We start from the raw sequence: 24,214 nt of genomic DNA on the forward strand, positions 1-24,214 counted from the left end.
TAGAAAACACAGGCTCTCATGCGTCTAGTACCCTTGCCTAAACATAAAGATGAAATAGCAATCTATAAAAATAGACTACAGAATAAAGCAGATGAGTGTATTGCAAAAGCTAAAAAATTTACCAGGAGCCGAAGAGACGAGAAGTTAATTTTGTTAAGTATTATAGATGCACCCAAGGAAAATATATTAAATCAGAAAACGGGCGTTGACGTATTGGAGTTATACATCATGCCAGTGCTGATTAAATTATATGCATGTTGACGTAAATTTTGTCTGCTAGTAAACTATATAAATCTGCTCTCTTTTAGTTATTACAATGTCTGCTACCAAAAAAGTAATCGCCGAGCGTGTATTGAAACCCAAAAAAAATGATTTGCAAGAGGATATAACAGCGGGTCTTTTTCTGGATTTTGCCAAAACATTGTTTGCTGAAGAACAAATGCAGGAATTCTTATCTCCTGAACGCCGTTCAGATGGTCGTTACGTGACCAGCGAAGCTACTCTTGATAAATATATCGATCTCCGTATTTTTCGCGAGACACAAGTGAAACGCTTTTTGCGCTGGTTAACCACTACGCCGCCTCTACTCAATAAGCTATTCACCTGGATTTTTATTGCCCAATTGGGAATGAAATTGGCTTATTTTGATCAACAAGAAAATACTGCTCCGGAGAAAATTTATAAGGAAGGTGAACAGCACGCTCTTACTGAAGGAAAAGATGATACCTTTACTATCCACAACTTAGGTCATGCTACTCAACTCATTCAAACTTCAGGGATGAGTATTCTTACTGATCCTGTTTTTGGAAATTTAGCCCCTATTGTTTATCCTGCAATGACAAAAAGTTCAGGATTGGATGTTAAAGCAGATGAATTACCTCCCATTGATGTTATTCTTATCTCTCATAATCATCGTGATCACGTCGATGTTGATTCACTGAAAAAATTATTAAAAGTTCAGCCCACTTTGTTAGTTCCCGTCGGTGATGAAAAGTTTTTTAAGTCATTGGGGTTTAAAAATGTTGTCGCTTTTGAATGGCACGAGCAAATAACACTGACTTCTAAAACGAATAAGAAAGTAACTTTTTGCAGTGTTCCAGCTGATCATCGTTCCGGACGCCACGGTCATGATTCGCATCAATCACTGGTGACTGGATGGACTGTCAGTCCTAAAGACAGACAAGAGATTCTCTATTTTGCAGGAGACACAGCAAGAATCAACGATGTACGGATGAAAGGCTTGGCTCTCGACATTTATCAACTCTATCAAAATAAAAAGAACATAGAACCTGGAGAACTTCCGCGAATTATTAATATGGAACCGGGAGGACCCAATTATACGAGAAAGGACATGCTCCCAACCCATCAATCCGCGGTAGACAGTATTATCTCTTCTTTTCGATTGGCTTTTGCGCTAGAGGAAATAAGTGCCCATGATAAGTCTGTTGAAAAAAAGATTTCAGCCTCGGAATGGTTAGATAGTACCGCTACTATCTTTATGCATCAAAATAAATTTGAACTAGGACCAGATCGTTTTAATGAGAATTATTTTATCTTTACACGTTTATGCAGTTACTTAAAAATGAGCGATGAAGAACTCGCTAAACAACAGGAGAAACAAGAAAGTAAGAGTGCTTCGTGGAGTTTATTTCATCGACGAAAAGATTTCATCATTGATGGTGCGAAAGAGTTAAAAGAATTTGCAAAACAACTATGGCCTGCAGAAAATGAACTAAAACAACGCGATAAACTCATTGAATTTATTGAAGCACGCACGCATTTCCCGTTAATCAGAGAAAAGTTGACTTCAGATGCTCCTTACGTTCGTTTGGGAGAGAAATCAAGCATTGCTCCCGATACTTGGGATAAGACAAAAGAGAAATGGAAAGGGGCGAAAAAAAGCGATCTAATAGACTCAGATTCTAATCCTAATCCTGCCCCTTTTTAAAGAAGCAGGAAGTTTAGTTGTCTACCTTCCCATCCCGCCAGTACCAGCATTAGCCACTTCCACCATCATCTTCCTCTGAGTAGAAATATTTAATTCTGCGCAAGCACTTAAAGATCGACAATAATAGAGTGAACACCAAAACAACTCTTATTTTCCTTAGCACTCCGATTGTAAAAGTAACTGGTCATTAAGTAACTTTTGAAGTGTGTACGCTATTTAATTATGCATGAAAAACGATTGTCCTTAATTGTTTGTATTTTGTACAAATATTTAAATAGGTCTATATTAATAATTCAATACTTTATGAAAGAAAAGCCAATAAGGAACACCGTATAATGAGAATTGATGATGTAAATGTTACCTTACTAAATTTTCTGAAATATCGTGCTAGAACTAAGCCTAATCACATTGCCTATACTTTCTTAACTGACAAGGATCAAAGTACATTACCCAATGCCGAACTTTTACAAAAGGTAATGCAATTTGCCTCACGCCTGTTATTAATAACCTCTAGCGGCTCTAGAGCAGTTTTATTACTACAACCCAGTCTTGATTATATTATTGCTTTTTTAGGTTGTTTAATGGCAGGGGTCGTCGCAGTACCTGCTTATCCCCCGTCGAACACCCGACACACTCATCGTTTACACTCAGTGATAAAAGATGCGCAGGCTGAATTAATAATTACCACTCTGCAGACTAGTGAGCAGTACTCTTTTGAAAATCTGCGATTATTTTTAATTGACCAGCCAGAGTCAGTTAGCGTTGATGAGGAAAAATTTCCACGACTTACCCAAAACCAGCTAGCTTTTTTGCAATACACTTCTGGTTCAACCGGTAATCCTAAAGGAGTGATGATTAGCCATGGTAATATTCTTGCCAATACAAAAGTTATCACACAGCTTTTAAAAAGAGAGGCAAAGAGAATATGCTCCTGGTTGCCTCCCTTTCATGATATGGGTTTAATAGGAGGAATTTTGTATCCTCTTACTGTTGATGCACACACTATTTTAATGCCACCTGTCCGATTTTTAAGAAAGCCTTTTTTATGGTTAAAGACAATTAGTGATTATAAGGTTGATGGTTCACTGGCGCCCAATTTTGCCTATGAATTATGTATTAATACCATCACTGAAGAAGAAAAGGCTCAACTTGATTTAAGCTGTTGGAAGACAGCGTTAAATGGTGCCGAGCCTGTTAATGCCAAAACTCTGGAAAAATTCTCACAAGCTTTTGGACATTGTGGATTTAAGTTAGAAAGTTGCTATCCCGCTTATGGCATGGCAGAAACAACGCTGATGGTTACAGGTAAAAAATCAGGAGAAAAAACACGTGTCTTACACGTCGATAGAGATACTTTAAAGTTTCATCAGGTTAAAATAGTGGACTCTTCACATCCGAATAAAACAAGTATAGTGAGCTGTGGAAGAATTGATAAAGCTCATGATATTAAAATTATTAATCCAGAAACAAATGAAATTCTAAGAGATTATGAAATAGGGGAGATTATTATTGCGGGCCCTAGTGTTGCGCAAGGTTATTGGAACAAACCTGATATAACAGAACAACAATTCGGGTTTAAATTAGCTGGAAGTGGGCAGCAATTTTTGAAAACTGGTGATTTAGGTTTTTTAGACGAAAAGGGTGAATTGTTTATTACCGGCCGGTTAAAGGATTTGATGATCATTCGCGGCCAAAATTTTTATCCACAAGATCTTGAAGCGATAGTCGCAGAAGCTCATTCACAATTAATTCCTTCCGGTGCTGCTGCATTTACTTTAGAAGATGAAGATAAAGATGATAATGAACTGGTAATTGTACAAGAGGTTCACCGGCATGCTAAATGCTTTGACGATATTTTCTCTGCTATTTTAAAACGCTGCTCTGAAGAATTTTCAATTTTACCCGCACAAATTGTTTTGATTCAACAATCGACATTACCTAGAACTTCCAGTGGCAAAGTACAGCGAAATTTTTGTAAACAAGCATTACTTAATCAGGAGTTAAAAGTTATTGCGCAATGGTTTACAGGTAAAGAAAATGATTCTCAACACGAATTTTCTGAACAAGGAGATGATTTACAATCATGGATGAAACATTGGTTTGCCTCAGAATTAAAAATTAATGAACATCAGATTAAATCAACTGTGAATTTTGTACACTATGGGATTGATTCACTGAAGGCGGTACGTTTTTGTGCAGCCCTTGAGGAAAAACTTAATCAAACCATCAATCCAAGCTTGCTTTGGACTTATTCAACCATCGAACAACTGGCCAATTATCTCCTAGGAAATATTGCTGAAAAAAAGCATGTACAGCCTCAGGATTATGTATTTGAACCCATTGCTATTGTTGGTATGAGTTGCCGATTTCCAGGTCAAGCGGATAGTCCGGACGCATTTTGGCAATTATTAGAAGCTGGTGTGGATGGGATTACTGACGTTCCTGGCGAGCGCTGGGATATTAATGATTACTACGATTCGCGCCCAGCAACCCCTGGAAAAATGATAAGTCGAAAGGGAGGATTTATTGCTAATGTTGATCAATTCGATGCGGCTTTGTTTAATATTAGTTCAAGTGAAGCAGAGGCCATGGATCCTCAACATCGCCTATTACTTGAATTAACTTGGGAAGCATTAGAATACGGTGGTATAGCGCCTTTATCACTCTCTGACACTAACAGTGGGGTATTTATTGGTATTTCTTCTAATGATTATAGTCATCTCAGTTCGCATCTTTCACTGGAGGAAGCAAATGGATTTTATGGCTTGGGTAATGCCCATAGTGCTGCCGCAGGCAGGATAGCTTATTTTTTTGGTACCCGCGGTCAAACATTGGCTGTAGATACCGCATGTTCTTCATCGTTAGTGGCTGTTTTCAATGCCTGTCAGGATTTACAAACTAAAGATTGTGATTTAGCCATTGCTGGTGGTGTAAATCTTATCCTTGATCCTTCTCTAAGCATTAGCTTTTCCCAGGCTGGAATGCTTTCTCCTGACGGAAAATGTCAGGTGTTTGATGCGAATGCAAATGGTTATGTTCGTGGTGAAGGAGGAGGGGTTATTATTCTCAAACGTTTATGCGATGCAGAGCGTGATGGAAACAGAATTTTAGCGGTCATCAAAAGTGCAGTGGTGAATAGTGATGGTCATAGTAATGGAATTACTGCCCCTAGTCCTCTTGCGCAAAGGGAATTAATAGCCAAGGCAATTCATTCCGCAGGATTAACTGCGGATGCCATTAGTTATGTTGAGACACATGGTACAGGTACTCGTTTAGGAGATCCCATCGAATTTAATGCACTAAAAGATGTTTTTGCTACAAATTCAAGAGAAAATTCCTTGTGTATCGGGTCGGTAAAAACGAATATTGGTCATCTTGAAGCAGCAGCAGGAATAGCTGGACTTATTAAAACCATTTTGATGTTGCAACATAAAAAAATTCCTGCCAATTTACATTTTAAACAAGTAAACCCACTTATTGACCTAACCACGATTCCTGCACAAGTACCTGTGCATCTGGAGTCTTGGAAAACCTCTGAGCATTATCCCATTCGTTATGCAGGGATTAGTTCATTTGGATTTACCGGCACTAATGCCCATTTAATATTGGCAGAAGCGCCAACCTTAGAAAAAGCACCGCTAGTGAAAACGATAGAGCGGCCAATTCATATTCTTACGCTTTCTGCGCATTCACCAGAGGCTTTAAATGATCAGCGTCATCAATTATTAAGGTTTATTGAACAGGAAAAAGTGTTTAATTTGGCAGATTTCTGTCACAGTTTAAATACAGAAAGAAGCCAATTGAATTACAAACTGGCGGTGTGCTGCAAAACAGTAGAGGAGTTAAAAAGTCAACTGGAAACAGCTTCTAGTGAGCCACTTACATGGTACGACTTTAAAAAAATTGCTTTTCTATTCACCGGAATGGGATCGCAGTATTCACAAATGGGCTGCGAACTCTACCACACTCACCCGCTCTTTAAAGCGGAAGTGGATTATTGTTGCCAACTGGTTAGTAATTTTTTACCAGAGTCTTTGCAAGAAATCATGTTTAATCCGCAAAAAAGTGGATTACTTAAGGAGACGCAATATGCTCAACCCGCATTATTTATTCTTGAGTATGCTTTAGCACAATTATGGATGAGTTGGGGGTTAAACCAACAGCTGTCATTGGCCATAGTTTAGGTGAGTATGTAGCTGCAACAGTTGCAGGCATGATGTCGCTGGAAGACGGGTTAAAATTAATTGTTTGGCGTGCAAAGCTTATGCAAATGCAGAAGCAGGGGGCAATGTTGGCGGTTGCTGTCAATCATGACAAAGCAAAAGTTTTATTAAAAACGATCCAGGATGAAATGTCTGACAGCATTTTAGCAATTGCAGCTATAAATAGCCCAACACAAGTGGTTTTTTCAGGGGAAAAACATGCAGTGGAGTGTTTGGAAATTATTTGTCAGTCACAACAGATTAAGACAACCGCACTTGATGTCTCTCATGCTTTTCATTCAGAATTAATGCAGCCAATGATTGAAGAATTTACTCAACTGGCAAATTCAATAACCTATCATAAGCCAAGAATACCAGTGATTTCGAATGTTACTGGAGAAGCACTTACAACAATTGATGCCAATTATTGGGCTAAACATGTTCTTGCTACTGTTAATTTTAGTGCAGGTATTAATTATTTATTAAAAAAAGATTATCGCATTTTCTGTGAAATAGGTTCTCAACCGGTTCTGTTGAGTTTTGCAATGGCGCATCATCCTAATCCAAACGAGGCATTGTGGCTTGCCTCATTGAAAAGACAGCAACAGGATTGGACGGTGCTGGCTGAAACACTCATGTCTATCTACTTGTTAGGAGGTCCCATTGAATGGCATTCTTTCGACAAGCCTTATGCTATAAAGTCTTATTCAAAAATTTTACCCACCTATCCTTTTCAGCGCCAATCCTATTGGCTACCTATTGAGAAGTACAAAAAATCTATTGAAGAGAATCTGTTGGAACGTGCTGTTTATCAAATTGGTTGGGAAGAATTGGCTTCTAAAGCGGTTAATGCCAACATAAAATCAGGAAACTGGCTAATTTTTGCTGATGAGCAGAGTATGGACCTTGCCCGTCAGCTTAAATCTGGTTTTGAAAACATTACAGTAATTAACCCGGGCTCTAGCTATAGTCATACCCAAAATAGTATTACTCTAGACCCTGAAAATTCGACTCATTTTAAGCGTCTGTTTGGTGAAATAGCTTGTCCTGTAAATGTCATCTATTTATGGGGATGTCAAAAAAATCTTTCCCCCGTAAGTGATAAAAAAATGTTCACCTTTATTAAGCGTGCCTGTTCTGGTTTGCTTTATTTGGGGCAAGCACTAGGTAATAAAAAGTATATTGATAAAATTATGATCGTTACGCGTGCTGCAGTTTCTCCATTTAGCAAGAAAAATATGCCATTATCAGCACCTCTGATAGGCATGTGTAAAACCTTAATGATCGAATACCCCGAATTAACCTGTCAGGTCGTCGATTTTGAAGCTGTTACTCCAGAAAAGGAAGTAACGACTCATTTACTGCAATTAATAGACAATAGTTTTACAGAAGCAATTATTGCTGTTTCTCAGAATGGTTATTATGCACAACGTCTTGAACCTTCCTCCCTCAAGGAAGATGGCTCCTGCGAAATTGATGCTAATGCCACTTATCTTGTTACAGGCGGTTTAGGAGGGCTTGGATTCATTTTAAGTCAATGGTTGATTACGCAGGGGGCGCGATATATTGCATTGTTAGGGCGTCGAGAGCTGAAAGATGTCAAAGAGCAGTTGGAAGCTTTAGCACAGGAAGGGGTTACCGTTGTTTATTTTCAAGCAGATGTTAGTCATTTTGACCAATTGAAAAATACCTTGTTAACTATTCAGCAAACAATGCCTGCCTTAAAGGGTATTTTTCACACTGCTGGAATATTGGCCGACGGTTTATGGACTAATTTAAGCTGGCAGCAGTTTGCAGATGTTTTTCAGGCAAAGGTGTGTGGATCCTGGTATTTACATCAATTAGACAGCGAACTTGATCTCAATTTACAGCATTTTATTTTATTTTCTTCAATAAGTGCTTTGTTGGGTTCGGCTGGTCAGGCTAATTATGCAGCTGCTAACGCTTTTCTTGATGGATTGGCACACTATCGTCATCAATTAAACCTACCTGCATTAAGCATTAATTTTGGCCCCTGGGAACAAATAGGAATGACGCTGCATCAAACACAATCCTGGTTAGATGCAGGTCTGCAAAATATTTCTCCATCAGCAGGTATGGCCGCATTAGAAGTGATGATGTCTTCTTCAGCTGCCCAGCTTAGTTTAATGCCGCATCAGCTGTCCAAAGAAAACCTGGCTGCATTTCCTTTAACTCATAGAAAACTGTTAGCTCGATTAATACAGGCTAAACTTTCAAGTAAAGACGCAAGACCAGAGCATTGGCAACACTTAATAGGGTTGGAAAGTGAGGAGCAGAAATTTCATATTCAAGAGATATTGCAGGATACAGTAAAAAAAGTTTTGGGATTGACAGAAGAGAAGCCAATCAACCCTACGGACACGCTGTTGTCTTTGGGAATGGATTCCTTATTAGTAGTGGATTTATTACATAAGTTAAAAACCAGGCTCCCTCCAGAGATAAATTTAACAGCACAATTTCTGCTATTTGAGAATCATTCTATTCAAGCGTTAATTACACTGATTCATCAACGACTGAGACAGTTAGCAGATAGTGATGGCTCTAATAAAGAGCAGAATTTAGTGCAGGCAACTGATAATCAACTGATACCACTCTCAGTTCAGCAAGTACGAATTTGGCGCCATATACAACAACAACCTGATAATCCCGCTTATGTCGTCGCTTATTTTCTTGAGCTTCATGGTTCTGTTGATGCTGACGTTTTAGAAAAAAGTATTCAGGCGGTTATTAACCGTCATGACATGTTACGTTGTAGTTTTCAGACTTATTTGGAAAATGTTTTTCAATACTGTCATAAAGAGATTTCTTTTAATTTGGAGCGGCTCGATTTCAGCCATCTTTCTTCTATGGAAAGAACTTTACGTGTTGATGAAGAATTAATGCGAGCCAGTCATCAGCAGTTTGATTTAACGCAAGCGCCCTTACTTAAAAGTGCTTTAATTAAATGTACTAATGAGCAGATGGTTTGGGCAATAAGTATCAGTCATTTACTTGCTGATGGGGCGAGTAGTCTGGTTATCTTACAAGACATATTACATTTTTATCAAATATTTAGTCAGCAACAAAATCACGAAGAAATGCCACCAGCAACCTCTTATCAGGCGTTTATCAACTGGCAATTAACCGGGCTTTTGAATGGTAATTCTGCTCGCTATGTTGATTTTTGGTCTAGAAGATTAAAAGATTATAAAGCGCCTTGTTTGCCAGTTGATAAGTCACGACATGACACATTGCCAAGAACAGGTAGAAAGGAAGTTATTCCTATCACAAGAGAACAACTTAATGCGCTACAGCAAATGGCAAAACAAAACCAAACAACGATTGCCACGCTATTATTGACTATTTATGGACTTTTGCTTGCCAATATGGCAAGAACGAATCATGCATTTATTACAGTTTTAACTTCAGGGCGAGATCTAGATGAATTTAAGACAACTGTAGGCAATATTGCCAATGAAGTTCCTATTATTCTTCGTTATGATTCCAAATGCAGCTTTATTGAATTGCTTCATCACCTACAAAATGACTTTGCTCACTCCCTTCAATACCAATATTTTCAGCCTGAACAAATGGCTGAGCTTGATTTGCCGACACCAGAGACTTCTTTCGATTTTCAGGTTCTAAAACCGGCACAATTTAATGTTGGATTTACTATAAAACCCCTTTCCTTAAAGCAAACCACTCTACCGCTTTGGGGAAGTAACCCGCGTAAGTTATCAATGAAGTGGACTTATGAAAGCACTTTAAGCGGATACATAAAATATCGCAGTGATTTATATAAGTCAGAAACTATTACTGATCTTGTTCAGCAATTCCTACAAGTGCTCGAAGCGGTAATTAAAGAACCAATGATAACTTGTGGAGAACTGGTTACTCTGATGGAGGAAATTAGAGTATGGAAGATTTAGAGGTAATAAAAACAGCTTCATTGGGCATTTTCAGAAGTTATGATATTCGTGGAGTTGTTGGTAAATATTTAAACAGAAATACCTATTTTACCCTAGGACTGGTTATTGGCACGGAATTGCAAGAATTGTATAAAGAAGACTGTATTCTTGTCTGTCGGGATAGCCGGGAAAGTAGTGAGGCATTTTCGCAAGCACTCGCCTATGGGTTATCGTTGGCGGGAGTGCGTGTTATAAACATTGGCTGTCTACCTACACCTTTACTGTATTTCGCCATGAATTTTCTTAATTGTTCCTCAGGGGTAATGGTCACGGCAAGTCATAATCCAATTAATTATAATGGATTAAAAGTGATTCTGTCCGGAAATAATTATCATGGCGAATTACTGGGAAATTTATATCATCGAATAGTTCAGCAACGCTATTGCATGCAAAGTAGCTCTACTGTAGTAATAGACCATCCTACGGATGAATTAATTGCCCATTATATTAAGGCGGTTAAGAAAGATGTTCGTTTAACCAGAAAATTTCGAGTAGTCGTTGACTGTGGTAATGCTGTAGCCGGTAAAGTAGCGCCACAATTATTAATGGCCTTGGGATGTGAGGTTATTCCCTTATTTTGTGAGGTAAAAACGACTTTTACCAATCACCATCCTGATCCTGCACTAGAAGAGAACTTAAAAGATTTATCTCGAGTTGTACGAGAAGAAAACGCAGATTTAGGGGTTGCTTTTGATGGGGATGGTGATCGTCTGGGGGTTGTTGATAATCAAGGCAGAATAATTAATGCTGATAAGTTACTCTTGGCATTTTCTGCAGCACTATTAGCTCAACGCAGTGATGTAGCCGTGGTATTTGATGTTAAATGCAGTCAGCAGTTATCCGATTACATCACAGAACATCATGGCAAAGCAGTGATGACAAAAACGGGTATGGCACATATTGTTGAAGGCATGGTAATGCATCAAGCAATGCTAGGGGGTGAGTTTTGTGGGCATTTTTATTTTTACGATCGCTGGTTGGAACACGATGATGGTATTTATGCCGCTGCTCGTACTTTGGAAATATTAAGTCAGCAATTTGAAGATGCCTACACATTTTATAATCAATTTCCTTCTAAGGTTGCAACGGGAGAATTAAAAATAGCGATAGCTGAGCATAAAAAACAAGCTTTTATGGAGCAGCTTTTGGAACAGGCTCCGTTTATTGGTGGAGAAGTTAATTATATCGATGGCTTACGCGTAAAATTTTCAAATGGTTGGGGACTTATCAGGGCATCCAATACGACACCTTGTCTTACGGTTCGTTTTGAGGCAGATACTGAAAAAGATTTACAATTGATTCAATTGTTGTTTCGTGAATTAATTTTAAGTATTAACTCGATGCTTGAACTTCCTTTTTAATAGAAAGTTTTAAAAGTCGAAGCTACTTTGTATTTTCATCATCGCGAAACGAAGTGAATCTGGGTTCGACCTTGCAGCTCTCCACCCAGTACTTTCAATAATAGTTGGTTTAAACGATGACAAAAGAAACGATTGCTATTTTTGATTTTGATGGCACATTAACCATGGGCAAGTCGAGTCGCTTAATGTTTTTTAAACATTTAGTGGGTTTGCCCATGCTTTGTGGCGGGCTCTTTCTTGAATATTGTCAGCATGGTTTAAGTAAAATAAAACTTCTGCAGGAAAATCCGAAGGGGTTTTATTTGGATAAATGGTTACTGGTGGGATTTACACAGGAGGAGCTACAGCGGCAGGCTGAAAATTTCATTGCAAAAAAGTTGACAAACCATATTCGTCAGGAAGCACTGGAACGGTTATGCTTTCATCAGCAAGAAGGACATAATTGCATGATTATCAGCGGGGCATTGGATATTTATTTAAAACCATGGGCCAAGCAGTATAATGTAAAGGAAGTTATTTGTACAGAAATAGAGTTTGATCCTGTAACCGGAAAAAGCACAGGACGTATGTTAAATCCCTATTGTCTGGGTCAAGAAAAAGTGAAGCAGTTTGAAAAATTGTATGCGAACCGTAATGATTATATTATTTACGCGTATGGTGATAGCTTTCATGATTTTGAACTACTAAAATATGCCGACCATGCCTTTTATAAATGTTTCAGTTGATTAAATTCTCACATGGCTTTAATCTGGCGCAGATAATCAAAATTTATAAAATTAGTGAAATTGCTTGCGCCTCTGGAAAAAATTTTGCAAATACCGTATAAAAAGAGGCTTATCTGATAGTATCAATGGGTTAATAATTATAAAAAAAAGGATGAGCGCATGAGATGTAGAATGCGAATAATCGCGCTGGGGTGTGTTCTATCACTTGACGCCTCGGCAGGGGAAAGTTATTTACCAGCTATCTCTCTTGAAGAAACACAAGGCAATCGCTGGTCTATCATGGCGAGCTTGGGTTACGGACAATATCAACACATGTATAGTGATGATGGTCAAACACCATTAGCACGTTTGGCTGTTGGAGCAGAGCTACTAACTACCACACAAACTGCCTTTGGATTGGAAGTAGGTGTCCAGAATGGTAATCGCATGCGTGTTGCTGTGCCTGTCAATACGCTAAATATTTTAAGTGGTGTCGTTAAAACTACCGTTAAACCTATGTTAGATTTGCTTCTGACTGCAAACACCAATCCTATTAGCGAAAGTTTACTCTTTACTCAAATTAAAGGGGGTATTGCTTACCGTCAATGGCAGATGGAATCTAATTGGGTGAGTAATAAGACAGAGCTGGCAGGAGAAGTGCAAGCAGGTTTTGGTTATCCACTGACAGAGGTCACCAGCTTGAATCTTCTTTATCAAGGAGTCTTTGGTGGCAACCCCAAGTTTCGTCAAGGCTCACTCAATGATAGCTGGCATTTTTCCAGTATTCCTGTACAGCACGGTATACTATTTGGTTTTTCAGTCATTGCCTAATACTAAAGATTATCCTTCGATACGTTTAAAGTACTGAAGGATATCTAACGTTATACTTTTTTCCAAATGACTGCTTTTTGATCATTCAGTGGAAGTGGAACATTTAAGAATGGCGGCGAGAAAAAGAGGCGCAGAAATAGAACAGACACACTGCCCCCGCTGCCACCAAAAATATATTTACCTTTAGTTTCAAGTCCATTCGAAAATAAGTCAAAAGCCATACCGGAATTGGAAAAAAGATTAATGGTTTTTTTCCAATCATGAGCTTGCCGTTCGTAAACCAGGATACTGCCTTGTGCAATCTGTCCATCAGGTCCATTACGAACAGGATCAGCAACCAGAGCGGTCTTTTTATTTAAAGCAACAGCGATTCCTGTTAATAACGCTTCAGGAGCATCTGAAACAATCTTTTTCTTAAAGATCAACTGTTTTTCTTGATTATGGCCATGTAATTTATAGAGATAAGCAGCTCCCTTAATAACGTCTGAGCCTAAATGTTCAAAAGGTGCTCCTATAATAGCCCACTTTCCGTCAAAGGCGATGGCAGAACCAAAGTTGTCAGCTAATAAAATATTGCCACCAAATGGATTTGAGAAAACTGGCAGCGCAGTGGTCTGATTGCCTTGAATTTTTTGAACAAAGTTCCATTTATCGTGTTTAAAGTGAAAGAGATAAGCACTTGAATTTTCATTTAAATGTGGGACATTTAAGAAAGCATTACTAATGAGAGCATACTTCCCAGAAATTTTTATAGTGCCACCGAATGTGTCATTGGCTGTTACTCTCTCAGGATTTCGAATGGTTTGAAATAATTTCCATTCATCTTCTATATGTCTGAAAGCGTAAACTACTCCAGAATTAATGAGTGGCGTATTTTCTGCGGTGGTATTTTGTTGGGTGACGGCACCAACCAAAAGAAGCTTGCCATTCTTTGTTACATCAAAGCCAATTCCTAAACCACCTCCCTGTTCAGCTGTATATACCACTGGGGGTGCCGGCGAGACTACGGCTGGATCTGCTACAGAAAGATTTTCTAAACCAGGTGTATGTCTATCAATCGCTTGATGAAACTCATACAGTCCTGATTGATTTCTTTTATAAATTTGAATGGAGCCTGTAAAGTCCTGATTTTGTTGTACGTCATCGGAAACAGGTCCAATCGGAGTACCAGACGCAGAGAAGAATAACCAGTCACCCACGGCTTTTATAGTATTAGCGCCAAGATGATCACTCGTTCCCTCGGTTATAATCGTTTGAACAAGATTCCAGTTGTTCCCCTCTTTCTTATAAACATAGATTGCGCCCGAAGCAGTTTTCCCTGCCGGACGGGCAATAGGAGCAGCTACAAACAAGTATTTGTTATGGTAATGAATTACATTTCCATAATCATCTTTTAGAACTGGACTGCCTGCAATACTGGGGTTTAGTGTCGTTAGTTCTTCATAAGTATGCGAATAAGCTGTTAGCGAGTTGCCAAGCAGCCACATAATGGATAATGCTGCCAAAAATTTTTTCATTATTTTCCTCCCTGTGACTTTAGGATTTAGTCTTTTCCGTTGTACTCATCAATTTTTACACTAATTTGTTTTTATTGGAAGAAAAATGGCATAGCGTTATTCTTGCAAAGAACAGAGGAAACAGGAGGTAGAGAGGAGTTACTTCTAAAGGCAGGCTATAGTGATCACTATAACCTGTCTTGATGTATCTACTTCCCATTTCCCAGAGTTTTTGGCAGGCTATCTTTGGCATCTTGAGGTGGAGGGGCTGGTTGCCAAATTATTTGTCTAATACTGTTCTTGACCATGTTTGGAGAGAGACCTGTTTTTCTGACATCCGATTGCAGTGTACTATTTTTCTTCTCTAAAGCGACGCTAAGGAGAATGGAATCCAATATAGCTACAGTAGGATCATCAGGTTTTTTCTTGCTAAACGATTCTTTTGTTAACTTGGCCACAATTTCTATTCTGGATGCATAATTTGCAGGATACAGTTTTTTATAAACATCTAATAAATGGAAAACAATATCGATGGCTTTAGAGTTTGGTTTTTCCCAATAAATTTTCAACGCGATAGTATAACTGCCAAGCGCTTTTTCATGCTCCTTTTTCTCATGATAAGCATCACCTAAAATTGCAGAAACGTAGGCAGTGAATTCTGCGATCTCTTCTTTATATTGTTCTGATTGATTATCTATTAAGGTTAGGGCTTCTTCATATTGTTTGATAGCAAAAGAAGCATTGTTGGCATGAGTAAGGCCCATTGCGACGCGAAAAGCTATAAGCGAGGTTACGTTTGGACTATTGGCTAATCTTTTTTGCAGGCTATCCAGATCAAGTCCAAATTCCGTATAAAAAATTATTAAATTTCTTAATTGTTCTTTCTTAAAATCCAGATAAGCAAGATTTTTGCTTCCTTTAAATTTTTCTTCCAGAGCATCAAAGACAGGTGCGAGTTCGCTTATCAATTTGTCCAAATCGTTTATTCTTTTTACGAGAAGTAAGTCCGCACTGGAGAAAAAGCTGGAGGATTTTTCTTTGATTAATTTAAATAAACTTTTTGCATAAGAAAAATTCATGCAATGGCTCTGTTGGTATAACATTGTTTCGATCAAAAGAACGAGCAGATACAGGTAGGGTGAAAAGTCTGAGGAAAAAGTTTCACTCGCCTCATAGCATTCTTTAATATCCCACAGACACGCTGTGAGCAAAGGAAATTTGGAGAAATTAGATTCGATTATTTGAGCAGTATTTTTTACTACTTCTGCTTGTTTTAAATCGCTTTGATTTAAATTAGTCATCGCTTTACGAAACTCTGCAAAACATAATTTATATAAGTATCTACGCTTTTCTTCAGCAGCAGTGGTTAAACTTGCAGCGGACCGTATCGCCTTTTGATAGTTAAATTTAGCTTCTTCAGTAAGATTCAACCGAACGCAAAGATCTCCTATAATCTCATACGCGCAAGCCAGATTATGTTGGACGATATTATTGAGATCTGGATATTTTTCCGCAAATGCTTCTACTAATTTCTTACACAATTCAATATATATCCGCAAATGATACATACTCAAGTTACAATAATTTTGTAGCAACAAAGGACTGTCGTGAGTAAAATCTGTATCACTTGCTGCCTCACTGTAAGTCGTAGCTAATGCAAAAAGGATCAAAGCCAGATTGGCTACCTCTTTCACAGAGAATTCTTTTTTAATGAAAATGGCTTCTCTAACATGCAATTTAAAAGCACTCTCATAAATTTCAATTGCTTTTCCATAATTTTTTAAATGAACGTAGGCTGCTCCTAATTCAATGAATGAAACAACGACAGTTTCTTCTTCTGCATTAAAGTTTTCCGGTTTCGTGGTGAGGATTTTTTTCATTGCACTTAATTCAACGTCCATCGATAGCGTTTGCTTAAATAACCTATCCAGAAAAGGTATTTTCTTTCTATCAAAAGGGCTATGCATTAATTTATGTCGGGTTTTTGTTGTACTATCAACAGATGTAGCAAAGGATGTTGGTGCCAGGTTTAGGAGAAAGTCTCTTTCATTTTCCTCCCAATCTTTAAAGGCTTGTCCGATTTTAGCCAAACAAAATTCCGCAATAAAATTTTTTTGAGTTTGAGTTAAATCACGGTGATTCATGATGTGCCTTAAATAGTCCAGCTCTTTTGTAATTTTTTCTATATTTTGAGCAAGCTGTTCTTTAGGTGTTTTCTCACTTTTAGTTTCATTGAGCCTAGGTTTAGGCTTGGGTTTTTTGGCTAATTTTTCTGCTGATGGTTGATCATCTTCCTTAACTATTTTTTCGATAGATTTATCATCAGGGGTTTTTTCAATAAAGTCCGGGACATTCCCCTCTTTAATTTTGTCGATTAAGTCCTGTACCTGTTGCAGGGAGGGGAGTTGTTTCAATGACTTCGTTTCGTTGAAGTGAGAGGTGGTACTATTGCAGGGAATGAGTTTTAATTCATTACGGTTACCTATTGCTAAATGATAGGCTTCTATTAGTGTGTGGCTCTCTGCGTTTACTTTTTCCAATAATGCTAAACTTTTTTTATCCTTTTTTGCGGCCAGTTCATGACATTTTTTTAGTTTAATTAATATAATCGCTAATGATTTTGAGAGGCTATTTATAGTGATTTCACTTGATTGTTTAGTGGTTTCTTCTTTTGTTTCTGAAAACGTGGCTTTTTTGTTAATCTCGCTGGAAAGGTCACTTACATCACTGTTTATAATAGCTTCATTGATTTCGACTGTTTTACCATCAAAAACTGCGGCAATTAATTTTTTGCATTCAGTTTTTTGTTTCGGGGTTAATTTTCCCAAGTCAGGTGTAATATTTTTTATGTGATAATAGACCTCTTGATTGGGTTCTTGTGTTAAAACAAGCGCGCTATTTAGCTCCATTTTAATTTGCTCAATTTGCTTGGCAAAGTTTACAGTTAATAGTTTGACCAGTAATTGATAATGCTTTAAATTTTCCGCCGTGGGTTCAAATGACATCACGGAAAAAGCGTGGGCAATTTTGCGATCTCGTATCTTTTTAAAGAAGCTGAACAAACCACTTTCTTTTTCAGGATTTAGAAAGTCACGTAACTCTTTGGATAATTCGCCTACCAACGATAAAACTCTACCCAAATAATAGCGGTCTTCTCGCTTCTTAAAGTTGAGCTGTGTTAATGTATTGTCGCTGATTAAAAAAGTTAATTCTTCCAGAATTAACATGGAATAGAAATGGTTTACAAAACTGGTAAAAGAAGTAGTTTCTGGTGAATTGGCTAATTGAATTTCAATTTCATGCTGAGTTTTTTTAGGATTGTTTTCTTCAATCTCTATAATAAAATTTATTTTTTCTTGTATCGTTTTAAGAGCATTTAAAATATTGGCGAGGTTCGTTTTTAAGACAGTGTTTACAGGTTTTTTCGCATGTTCAATAATTTTCCCTAAAGCAGTTAAATGCGCTATTTCCAATCCTTTAGCTCTTCTTCTAGCATTATTACTTCGATCAATTGAGCCATATTTATTTCTTACATATTCTTCTTTACCTTTATTGTTGTCATTAAAGTGGAGATTAGCAACTAGGAGACTTATCGTTGAAAAATTTGACAGCAACTCATTTGTCACTTGATTGCTCAAAAGGGCTTTATCTATCTCCACAATAACGCGTTTCAGCAAATTTAAATCAATTTGTTTATCTAATTTAATTTTTTCCAATATGCTGGCATTGTCTGTGTGGGAGTCACCAGTTTGCAGAACAGTTTTATCATTTGGCTTAGTAGAAATATATTTCTCCAGGAGGGTTATTGCTTGCACGTTTTTACGTGCATGCGCCCAGTCAACCGGAGTCTTTCCTTGTCTGTCTTTTATATAGGGATCTGCCCCATTCTGCAGAAGCAAAGAAACATACTCAGACCTATAGCAAGTAGCTTCATGTAATAAGGTAATTTGAGATGGATCAAATTGGAAATTGATTTCACTGGAGCTTAATTGGCTGATTAATTCCTCAAATTTTTTTAGCTCATCATTTTTTAAAGCATTGATTATTTCATCTAGGGCAGGCATCTGCACTCTCCACGCTCATTTACTATTAAATAGGGAAAAATTAGCCTATTGAGACTGACCTAAAGTCTTATCTATTTGGCAGGAAAAATAATTTTTCACATTAACTTCAGCATTGATTTGTGTAAAATTATAACAACATGTCTTTTAATTATTCCATGGGTAAGATTACCCATGGAATAGGCGTGGCTTTTCGCAAGTGGAAGTCTTAATGGAAGAATAATTGGATGAATATTTGCCAATAAGAGCAATTAAAATTCCATGTAGGTATTTAATATCCATTTTATTTGATATAATAATCCTTTTTTAGCCAAATTATCGCTTGAATGAAATCATGCTAATGTATCAATGTTCTTTAACAAGAAAAAAAATGTACTGACTATTTAAGAGGAGCACTTTTGATGAAAGAAGGTGAATTTTATGCAGGAGGGCTTGAGCTACATTTTTTTCATAATCCTGAGTTTGAAAATATTGATGCCATAGAAGAGGACAGTGACAAAGCAGCGGCCATCGCCAGAAATGCGCTACGAATTTTAATGATGGGATGGCGGGATAACTGGCATGAAATTTTATCTTTTAAAGTGTTTAAAGCAGTATTGATTCGCAGAGATAGGGAATTAATGCGGGGCATGCGCCTGGCATTTCAGCAAGGTTTTAATTTTATTTATGAGCAATTACAAGCAAAAAATGCGCTGTCAATTGAGCAACATAGGCAAGCTGAATTATATATTAGCAACTGTTTAACCTTACTTCCCTTTAGCGATATCAATCCTTATGAATCTATTGCTATTCCTCAATGGGTAAAAAATGAATGGCGTCTGGTTGATTATAAAGTTGTTCCTGTTGAATTGACTCCAACTCATGGTCTGAAAAAATTATTTATTCGAGATGAAGATCGGGTATTTGCTTATGCTTTGGAACCGATTACTGACGAAAATGCTGAGCCTCATCTTGTATTTATGGGAACAACTTATCCCGCAGGACAGGGGTTTTCTGAACAAGTCAATACTGATCTTAAAGGCTTTGATACAGTCGGCAACCAACTGTATCGGAGTGGCCGAAACCGATTACTCACCTGGCTTTCTACACAAAGCAAAAAAGTTCGAGTATGCGGTACCAGTTTGGGGGGATCTTTATCACTGCTCTTGGCAATCGATCAAGGTGATAAATTATCTAGTGTCTATCCTTTGAATCCCGCAGGACTCTATGATTCCTGGTTTAAGAGTCATTTTGACAGGTGGGATCAATTCATCAACAAGCCGCACGTTCTTATCCAAAAACAAGGCAATGATCCGGTTTCCCGATTTGGTATATGGAAATCTGATTGGGATGTGGTTCATGTGACTCCCCCGCCTGATAAACAGGGGCCCAATGAATTCGTTGATCATGCGCTTAATTATGCAGGTTTCGCTGAAACGAAATTTATTGGGGTGGATACGGAGCAAGATAATGAAGAACACCGTCAGCGCAATTTCTGGCTTTATACTCTTGGTCGAGGAATAGTTTATTACCTAGCCTTGCTGCCTTATCGTTATCTTGTCCGTCCCTCTATCTACTATGCAGCAACCCATAAAACGCAATTTTTACTACTCTCAGCTTCCATTTTATTACTTACTTTGTCAGCCATTTTATGGCCAAGTGTGATACTTTCATCTGCTTTTGTACTGACCTTTATTGGTCTGCCTTTTTTAATGCACGCGGCGTTTAAATTGGGTAAAATGATTGCTACTGTGTTCAGTAATGAAAAAATACCTCCCGCCGCCTGTCATGATCCCGCATTACCTCGAAACCCATTACTTGATATTTACAATAATCAAATTGAAGAAGCATTTAGTGTAAAAGAATTAGGAACTTACTATCATGCCAAGCGCGTGCTTGTTAAAAATAAGCCATTTATACCAGAATCTGAGAAAGAAGGTGAAAAAGATAAGTTGGGTGGTTTTTTTAAAAAAGAATTACTTGGTAAAAGCTTAGAAAAAAATAGCGAGCAAACTTTGATAACTGTTAGAAATACTAAAGCAAAAATTTATGACATGCGGCAAACTATACGTCTAATGAGCCAAATTGGTTTTCACTCAAAAGAAGCCTTGATAGTTATTTTAAAAGAAAATCATGAAAATTATATAAACGGTAAGCGTGGTAGCCCTTCTTGTCAACGATAATTAAAAAATAGGAGTTGCCTCTATCGGATGACAGCAGTAATTGACGCATGCAAAAAATTTGCATGGTATGGTGAATTGACACAGCCTTGATACCAAGCCTCGATGTCATTGTTGGTTTTAAATTAATATATATGTATAATATTTGTCTTATTCATTTTTATCATGTCATTATGATTAAATATAAGTCTTTTCATGCCTATCTTGATAAACATCTTCCTGGTTTATTTACTATTCGACTAAAAAATTTTTTCAGTTTCTTGCCCTTTGTAAAACCTGTAAATCCTCAGCTGATTAAGTTAAGAACGCTAGTAGATCGGGCTAAAATCTCGCCAAATTCCTATGACTATTTAAGTTATTTTGAAACTTCATTAATCTGTCCAGGAATTTTTAAAGGTCTTGACTCGTTTATTTATTCGGATGGAGAATATAATGCTTTGCCATCCAAGAAAAGTTCAACCACTGCCAAGGTAAATGCTAACACTGCGCTTCCTCCAGCAACATCAGTGATTTCAGCTGAAAAAGCACCTGATTATGTTAACCAAGTAATGGGTCTTTTAGAGAGCCAGCGTTGGCAAAAAGCGCTTGATCATTTTCTTTCTTCAATTGAAAAAAATGAAGTAATAAAACTTATAATAAATTTACTTTCACAGTATTCCACTTTAAAGCATCATCAGAAAGAACACTGCATTCTCTATCTGGTCGACTATGCAAACCTAAATAAAGATGGCTTGAAGAATCAACTATTCAATGAGTTGCGTGAAGAAAAAGATATCTTACAGTATCGCCTGTTATTACAAATTAAAAGTAGTGTATACATTGATAAACTACTCACCGCAATTGATTTACTGGGGCGTCAGCAATCTTCAAATGAGAAACAACAGTACGGCGTTCAGCGTGATTATCTGCAAGTTAGGTATACCTTAAGAAACATGCGTGATGGAAGAGTAATTTATGAAATACCAGAAGTATTAGCTAGTGTAGAAAAAGCCTTCAGTACGTGGAAAAGTGGGCATTCTGTTCATGATGAATCTATCCAGCAAATAATAGATGAAATTGGTATTGCTTTACACACGTTAAAAGACATCATTGATGATTTTGAAATGACACCAAGCCTCAAAGAAAGCTTTATCAAGGAGGAAAAAAATGCCAGAGCCAATTTTTTACTCATGGAAGAGCGGCAAGAGTTTACACAAAAATTGCGATCGGGCGAAATTGCCGTGGTATCTATTCAAAGACTTAGAGAGTTGTATCCCGACGAAAAGAGTTATCAACAGATAAGTAAACAATGTCATAAGTTTGGCATAACCGTTTTTGATGCTCTGGATCCTGAAGAAAAAAAGCGAGCTTTGCAAGAGCATAATGCCATGAAGTTTTTGTCCACTCAACTGGGTTAAAGAGGCAAGTCTCTGAATTTTTTTAAAGCGGCAATGTCTTTAATGACAGTAAGACATTGCTGACCTTGGCAAATGTAGGCACAGCATTCGCCTCTAGCCTTTTTCATGGCTAAGCCTTCGGGAAGTTTTCCCGCGTCTTCAGGAATGGCAAAGGTATAATTGTAAGTTTCTTTGACAATATTTTGCCAAGCTTTCATTTCTTCTTGTTTACCACCACGAATTATAATAATTTCGGAGGGGTTGAAATACTCCTCCAAACCCAGTAGCAATGAGCAATGTTCTGCCGGATAGCGGATTAGCAAATTCCATGCAGCTTTTAATGTTTGCTCGGCAGCATAGATGTAACGTGTTTCTCCGATTAAATACCCCAGAGTGATAAGGGCACGAACCAAAACTCCATTGCCGGCTGGTATTGCATCATCCATCATTGATTTGGGACGATATAATAATTTTTCGTGCTGTTCAGCTGTAAAAAAGAAGCCACCGGCTGTTTCATCAGGAAAATCAGTTAACACTGTTTCCGCCAGGTCAATGGCAAATAATAAATGTTCGGTATTCCATGAGATTTCCAGTGAAGTGAGTAAAGCATCGAGTAAAAAAGCGTAATCATCAAGGTAGGCGGACAGATAGGCTCTGCCATTCTTATAGCTGGCAAATAACTGCTGCCCATTCCACAAAGTAGTATGCATAAAATGCAGGGCTTCTTGTGCTGAGCTAATATATTTTTCTTCGTTTAAACAATATCCTGCTAATAACATGCCCTTAATCATTAAAGCATTCCAGGACGCTAAAACTTTCTCATCGCGAGAGGGGGGGACACGATTATTGCGTACTACTAACAATTTTTTTATGGCCGAATTAAGAAGTGCATTCACGTTAGAAAGAGGTATTTCTAATGCTTTACTAATAGCTTGTGGCGTTTGGCTGATATAAAAATGCCAATGATTTTCAAAATTAGGCGCTTTATCCAAACCATAATGTAAGGAAATAACTGCATATTCCTCCTCAGTAAGTAAAGAGTGAATTTCTTTTTTATCCCAGTAGTAAAATTTGCCTTCTTCCCCTTCAGAATCGGCGTTCAGGCTGGAGTAATAACCGCCTTCTGGAGATTGCATCGTTGTGATGACCCAGTCAGCAGTTTTCTTTATAGTGGCTTTAAAAGCGGATTTATTCTGCGCTTTGGTAGCCAAAGCGTAAATGCTCAGGAGTTGACCATTGTCATAAAGCATTTTTTCAAAATGAGGAATGCGCCATTTTTGATCAACCGTATAACGGTAAAAACCACCACCCAACTGGTCATAAATTCCCCCAGATGCCATACTCTTTAAAGTAGTTGACACGAAAGCAGAATCGTTTCTTAGTAAAAACTCCAGCTTACTTACTTGTGGAAATTTAGGCGCGCTACCAAATCCTCCATATTTTTTGTCGTAATTTTGTTCGAGTTGCTCCATGGCAAGCTGTAATGGTTGTTTATTTAATGAGAGAGTAAATGTCTTATTCTGCTGTTGTAATATACGCCTTAATTCCACACCTTGCTTCTTAATATCTTCTTGCTGGGTATGATATAAGTGGGCAATGGTCTTTAATACAGTTTTAAAACCGGGCATCTGATAGCGTTCTGTAGGAGGAAAATAGGTGCCGCTAAAAAAGGGAGTGAGGTCAGGGGTTAAAAAGATAGTCAATGGCCAGCCACCACTTTGCTGACTTAGATAATGATGTGAAGTTTGATAAATTTTATCTAAATCAGGGCGCTCTTCTTTATCAACTTTAATATTCACAAACAATTGATTCATTAAAGTCGCTGTCTCTGGATCTTCAAATGATTCGTGAGCCATCACATGGCACCAATGACAGGCAGCATAACCAATTGAAAGTAAAATAGGTTTATTTTCTTGCTGGGCTTTTTTTATCGCTTTTTCTCCCCATGGATACCACTCAACTGGATTATAGGCATGCTGTTGAAGATAGGGACTTGGTTCGTGGATTAAGTGGTTCGTTGGAAGAGACATAATAGTCGCTTTTACAGATAGCTATTATTGTTACTATAGCAAACATCCTTTTAATTAGAGGGGAAAGGTTAAAGCGGA

General features: G+C 37.8%; 10 protein-coding genes and 2 pseudogenes. 9 read left to right on the forward strand and 3 right to left on the reverse strand.

Annotated elements, in window-relative coordinates; genetic code table 11:
* Window positions 1-18: 18 nt before the first annotated feature.
* From clem_RS15075 to clem_RS05190, 7 genes and pseudogenes are all read left to right on the forward strand, one after another.
* A complete protein-coding gene (locus tag clem_RS15075) occupies window positions 19-261 on the forward strand; it encodes a hypothetical protein (RefSeq protein ID WP_094090649.1) in 243 nt (80 codons plus the stop codon).
* A gap of 55 nt (window positions 262-316) precedes the next feature.
* Window positions 317-1,948, forward strand: a complete 1,632-nt coding sequence (locus tag clem_RS05165) for an MBL fold metallo-hydrolase (RefSeq protein ID WP_094090650.1) — start codon at window positions 317-319, stop codon at window positions 1,946-1,948.
* Between the two features lie 335 nt (window positions 1,949-2,283).
* Window positions 2,284-3,906, forward strand: a pseudogene (locus clem_RS15400) (fatty acyl-AMP ligase); the annotation flags it as partial.
* A 125-nt stretch (window positions 3,907-4,031) separates the two neighbouring features.
* Window positions 4,032-10,076 (forward strand): annotated as a pseudogene (locus tag clem_RS05175) (type I polyketide synthase); the annotation flags it as partial.
* Complete coding sequence (locus tag clem_RS05180; RefSeq protein WP_094090653.1) at window positions 10,067-11,479, forward strand: phosphomannomutase/phosphoglucomutase; 1,413 nt, start codon at window positions 10,067-10,069, stop codon at window positions 11,477-11,479. The pseudogene clem_RS05175 and the gene clem_RS05180, both read left to right, overlap by 10 nt.
* 116 nt (window positions 11,480-11,595) lie before the next feature.
* Entirely contained in the window at window positions 11,596-12,204 is a 609-nt protein-coding gene (locus tag clem_RS05185) for an HAD-IB family hydrolase (RefSeq protein ID WP_094090654.1), read from the forward strand.
* Between the two features lie 159 nt (window positions 12,205-12,363).
* Entirely contained in the window at window positions 12,364-13,014 is a 651-nt protein-coding gene (locus tag clem_RS05190; protein ID WP_094090655.1) for a hypothetical protein, read from the forward strand.
* A gap of 50 nt (window positions 13,015-13,064) precedes the next feature.
* Here the strand turns inward: clem_RS05190 and clem_RS05195 are convergent, their stop codons facing one another.
* Together clem_RS05195 and clem_RS05200 are read right to left on the reverse strand one after the other, a co-directional pair.
* A complete protein-coding gene (locus clem_RS05195; RefSeq protein ID WP_094090656.1) occupies window positions 13,065-14,531 on the reverse strand; it encodes a hypothetical protein in 1,467 nt (488 codons plus the stop codon).
* 188 nt (window positions 14,532-14,719) lie between these two features.
* The gene (locus clem_RS05200; RefSeq protein ID WP_094090657.1) at window positions 14,720-18,574 is read right to left on the reverse strand and encodes an ankyrin repeat domain-containing protein; all 3,855 of its coding nucleotides are present in this window, start codon (window positions 18,572-18,574) and stop codon (window positions 14,720-14,722) included.
* Window positions 18,575-18,972: 398 nt separating this feature from the next.
* On the opposite strand from clem_RS05200, the gene clem_RS05205 reads away from it, so the two are divergent.
* Window positions 18,973-20,733, forward strand: a complete 1,761-nt coding sequence (locus clem_RS05205; RefSeq protein WP_094090658.1) for a hypothetical protein — start codon at window positions 18,973-18,975, stop codon at window positions 20,731-20,733.
* 170 nt (window positions 20,734-20,903) lie between these two features.
* The gene (locus clem_RS05210) at window positions 20,904-22,127 is read left to right on the forward strand and encodes a hypothetical protein (RefSeq protein WP_157698184.1); all 1,224 of its coding nucleotides are present in this window, start codon (window positions 20,904-20,906) and stop codon (window positions 22,125-22,127) included.
* Here the strand turns inward: clem_RS05210 and clem_RS05215 are convergent.
* Window positions 22,124-24,136, reverse strand: a complete 2,013-nt coding sequence (locus tag clem_RS05215; RefSeq protein ID WP_094090660.1) for a thioredoxin domain-containing protein — start codon at window positions 24,134-24,136, stop codon at window positions 22,124-22,126. The two genes, clem_RS05210 and clem_RS05215, sit on opposite strands and share 4 nt — an antisense overlap.
* Window positions 24,137-24,214 lie beyond the last annotated feature (78 nt).

It is taken from the genome of Legionella clemsonensis, assembly GCF_002240035.1.
Classification (GTDB): domain Bacteria; phylum Pseudomonadota; class Gammaproteobacteria; order Legionellales; family Legionellaceae; genus Tatlockia; species Tatlockia clemsonensis.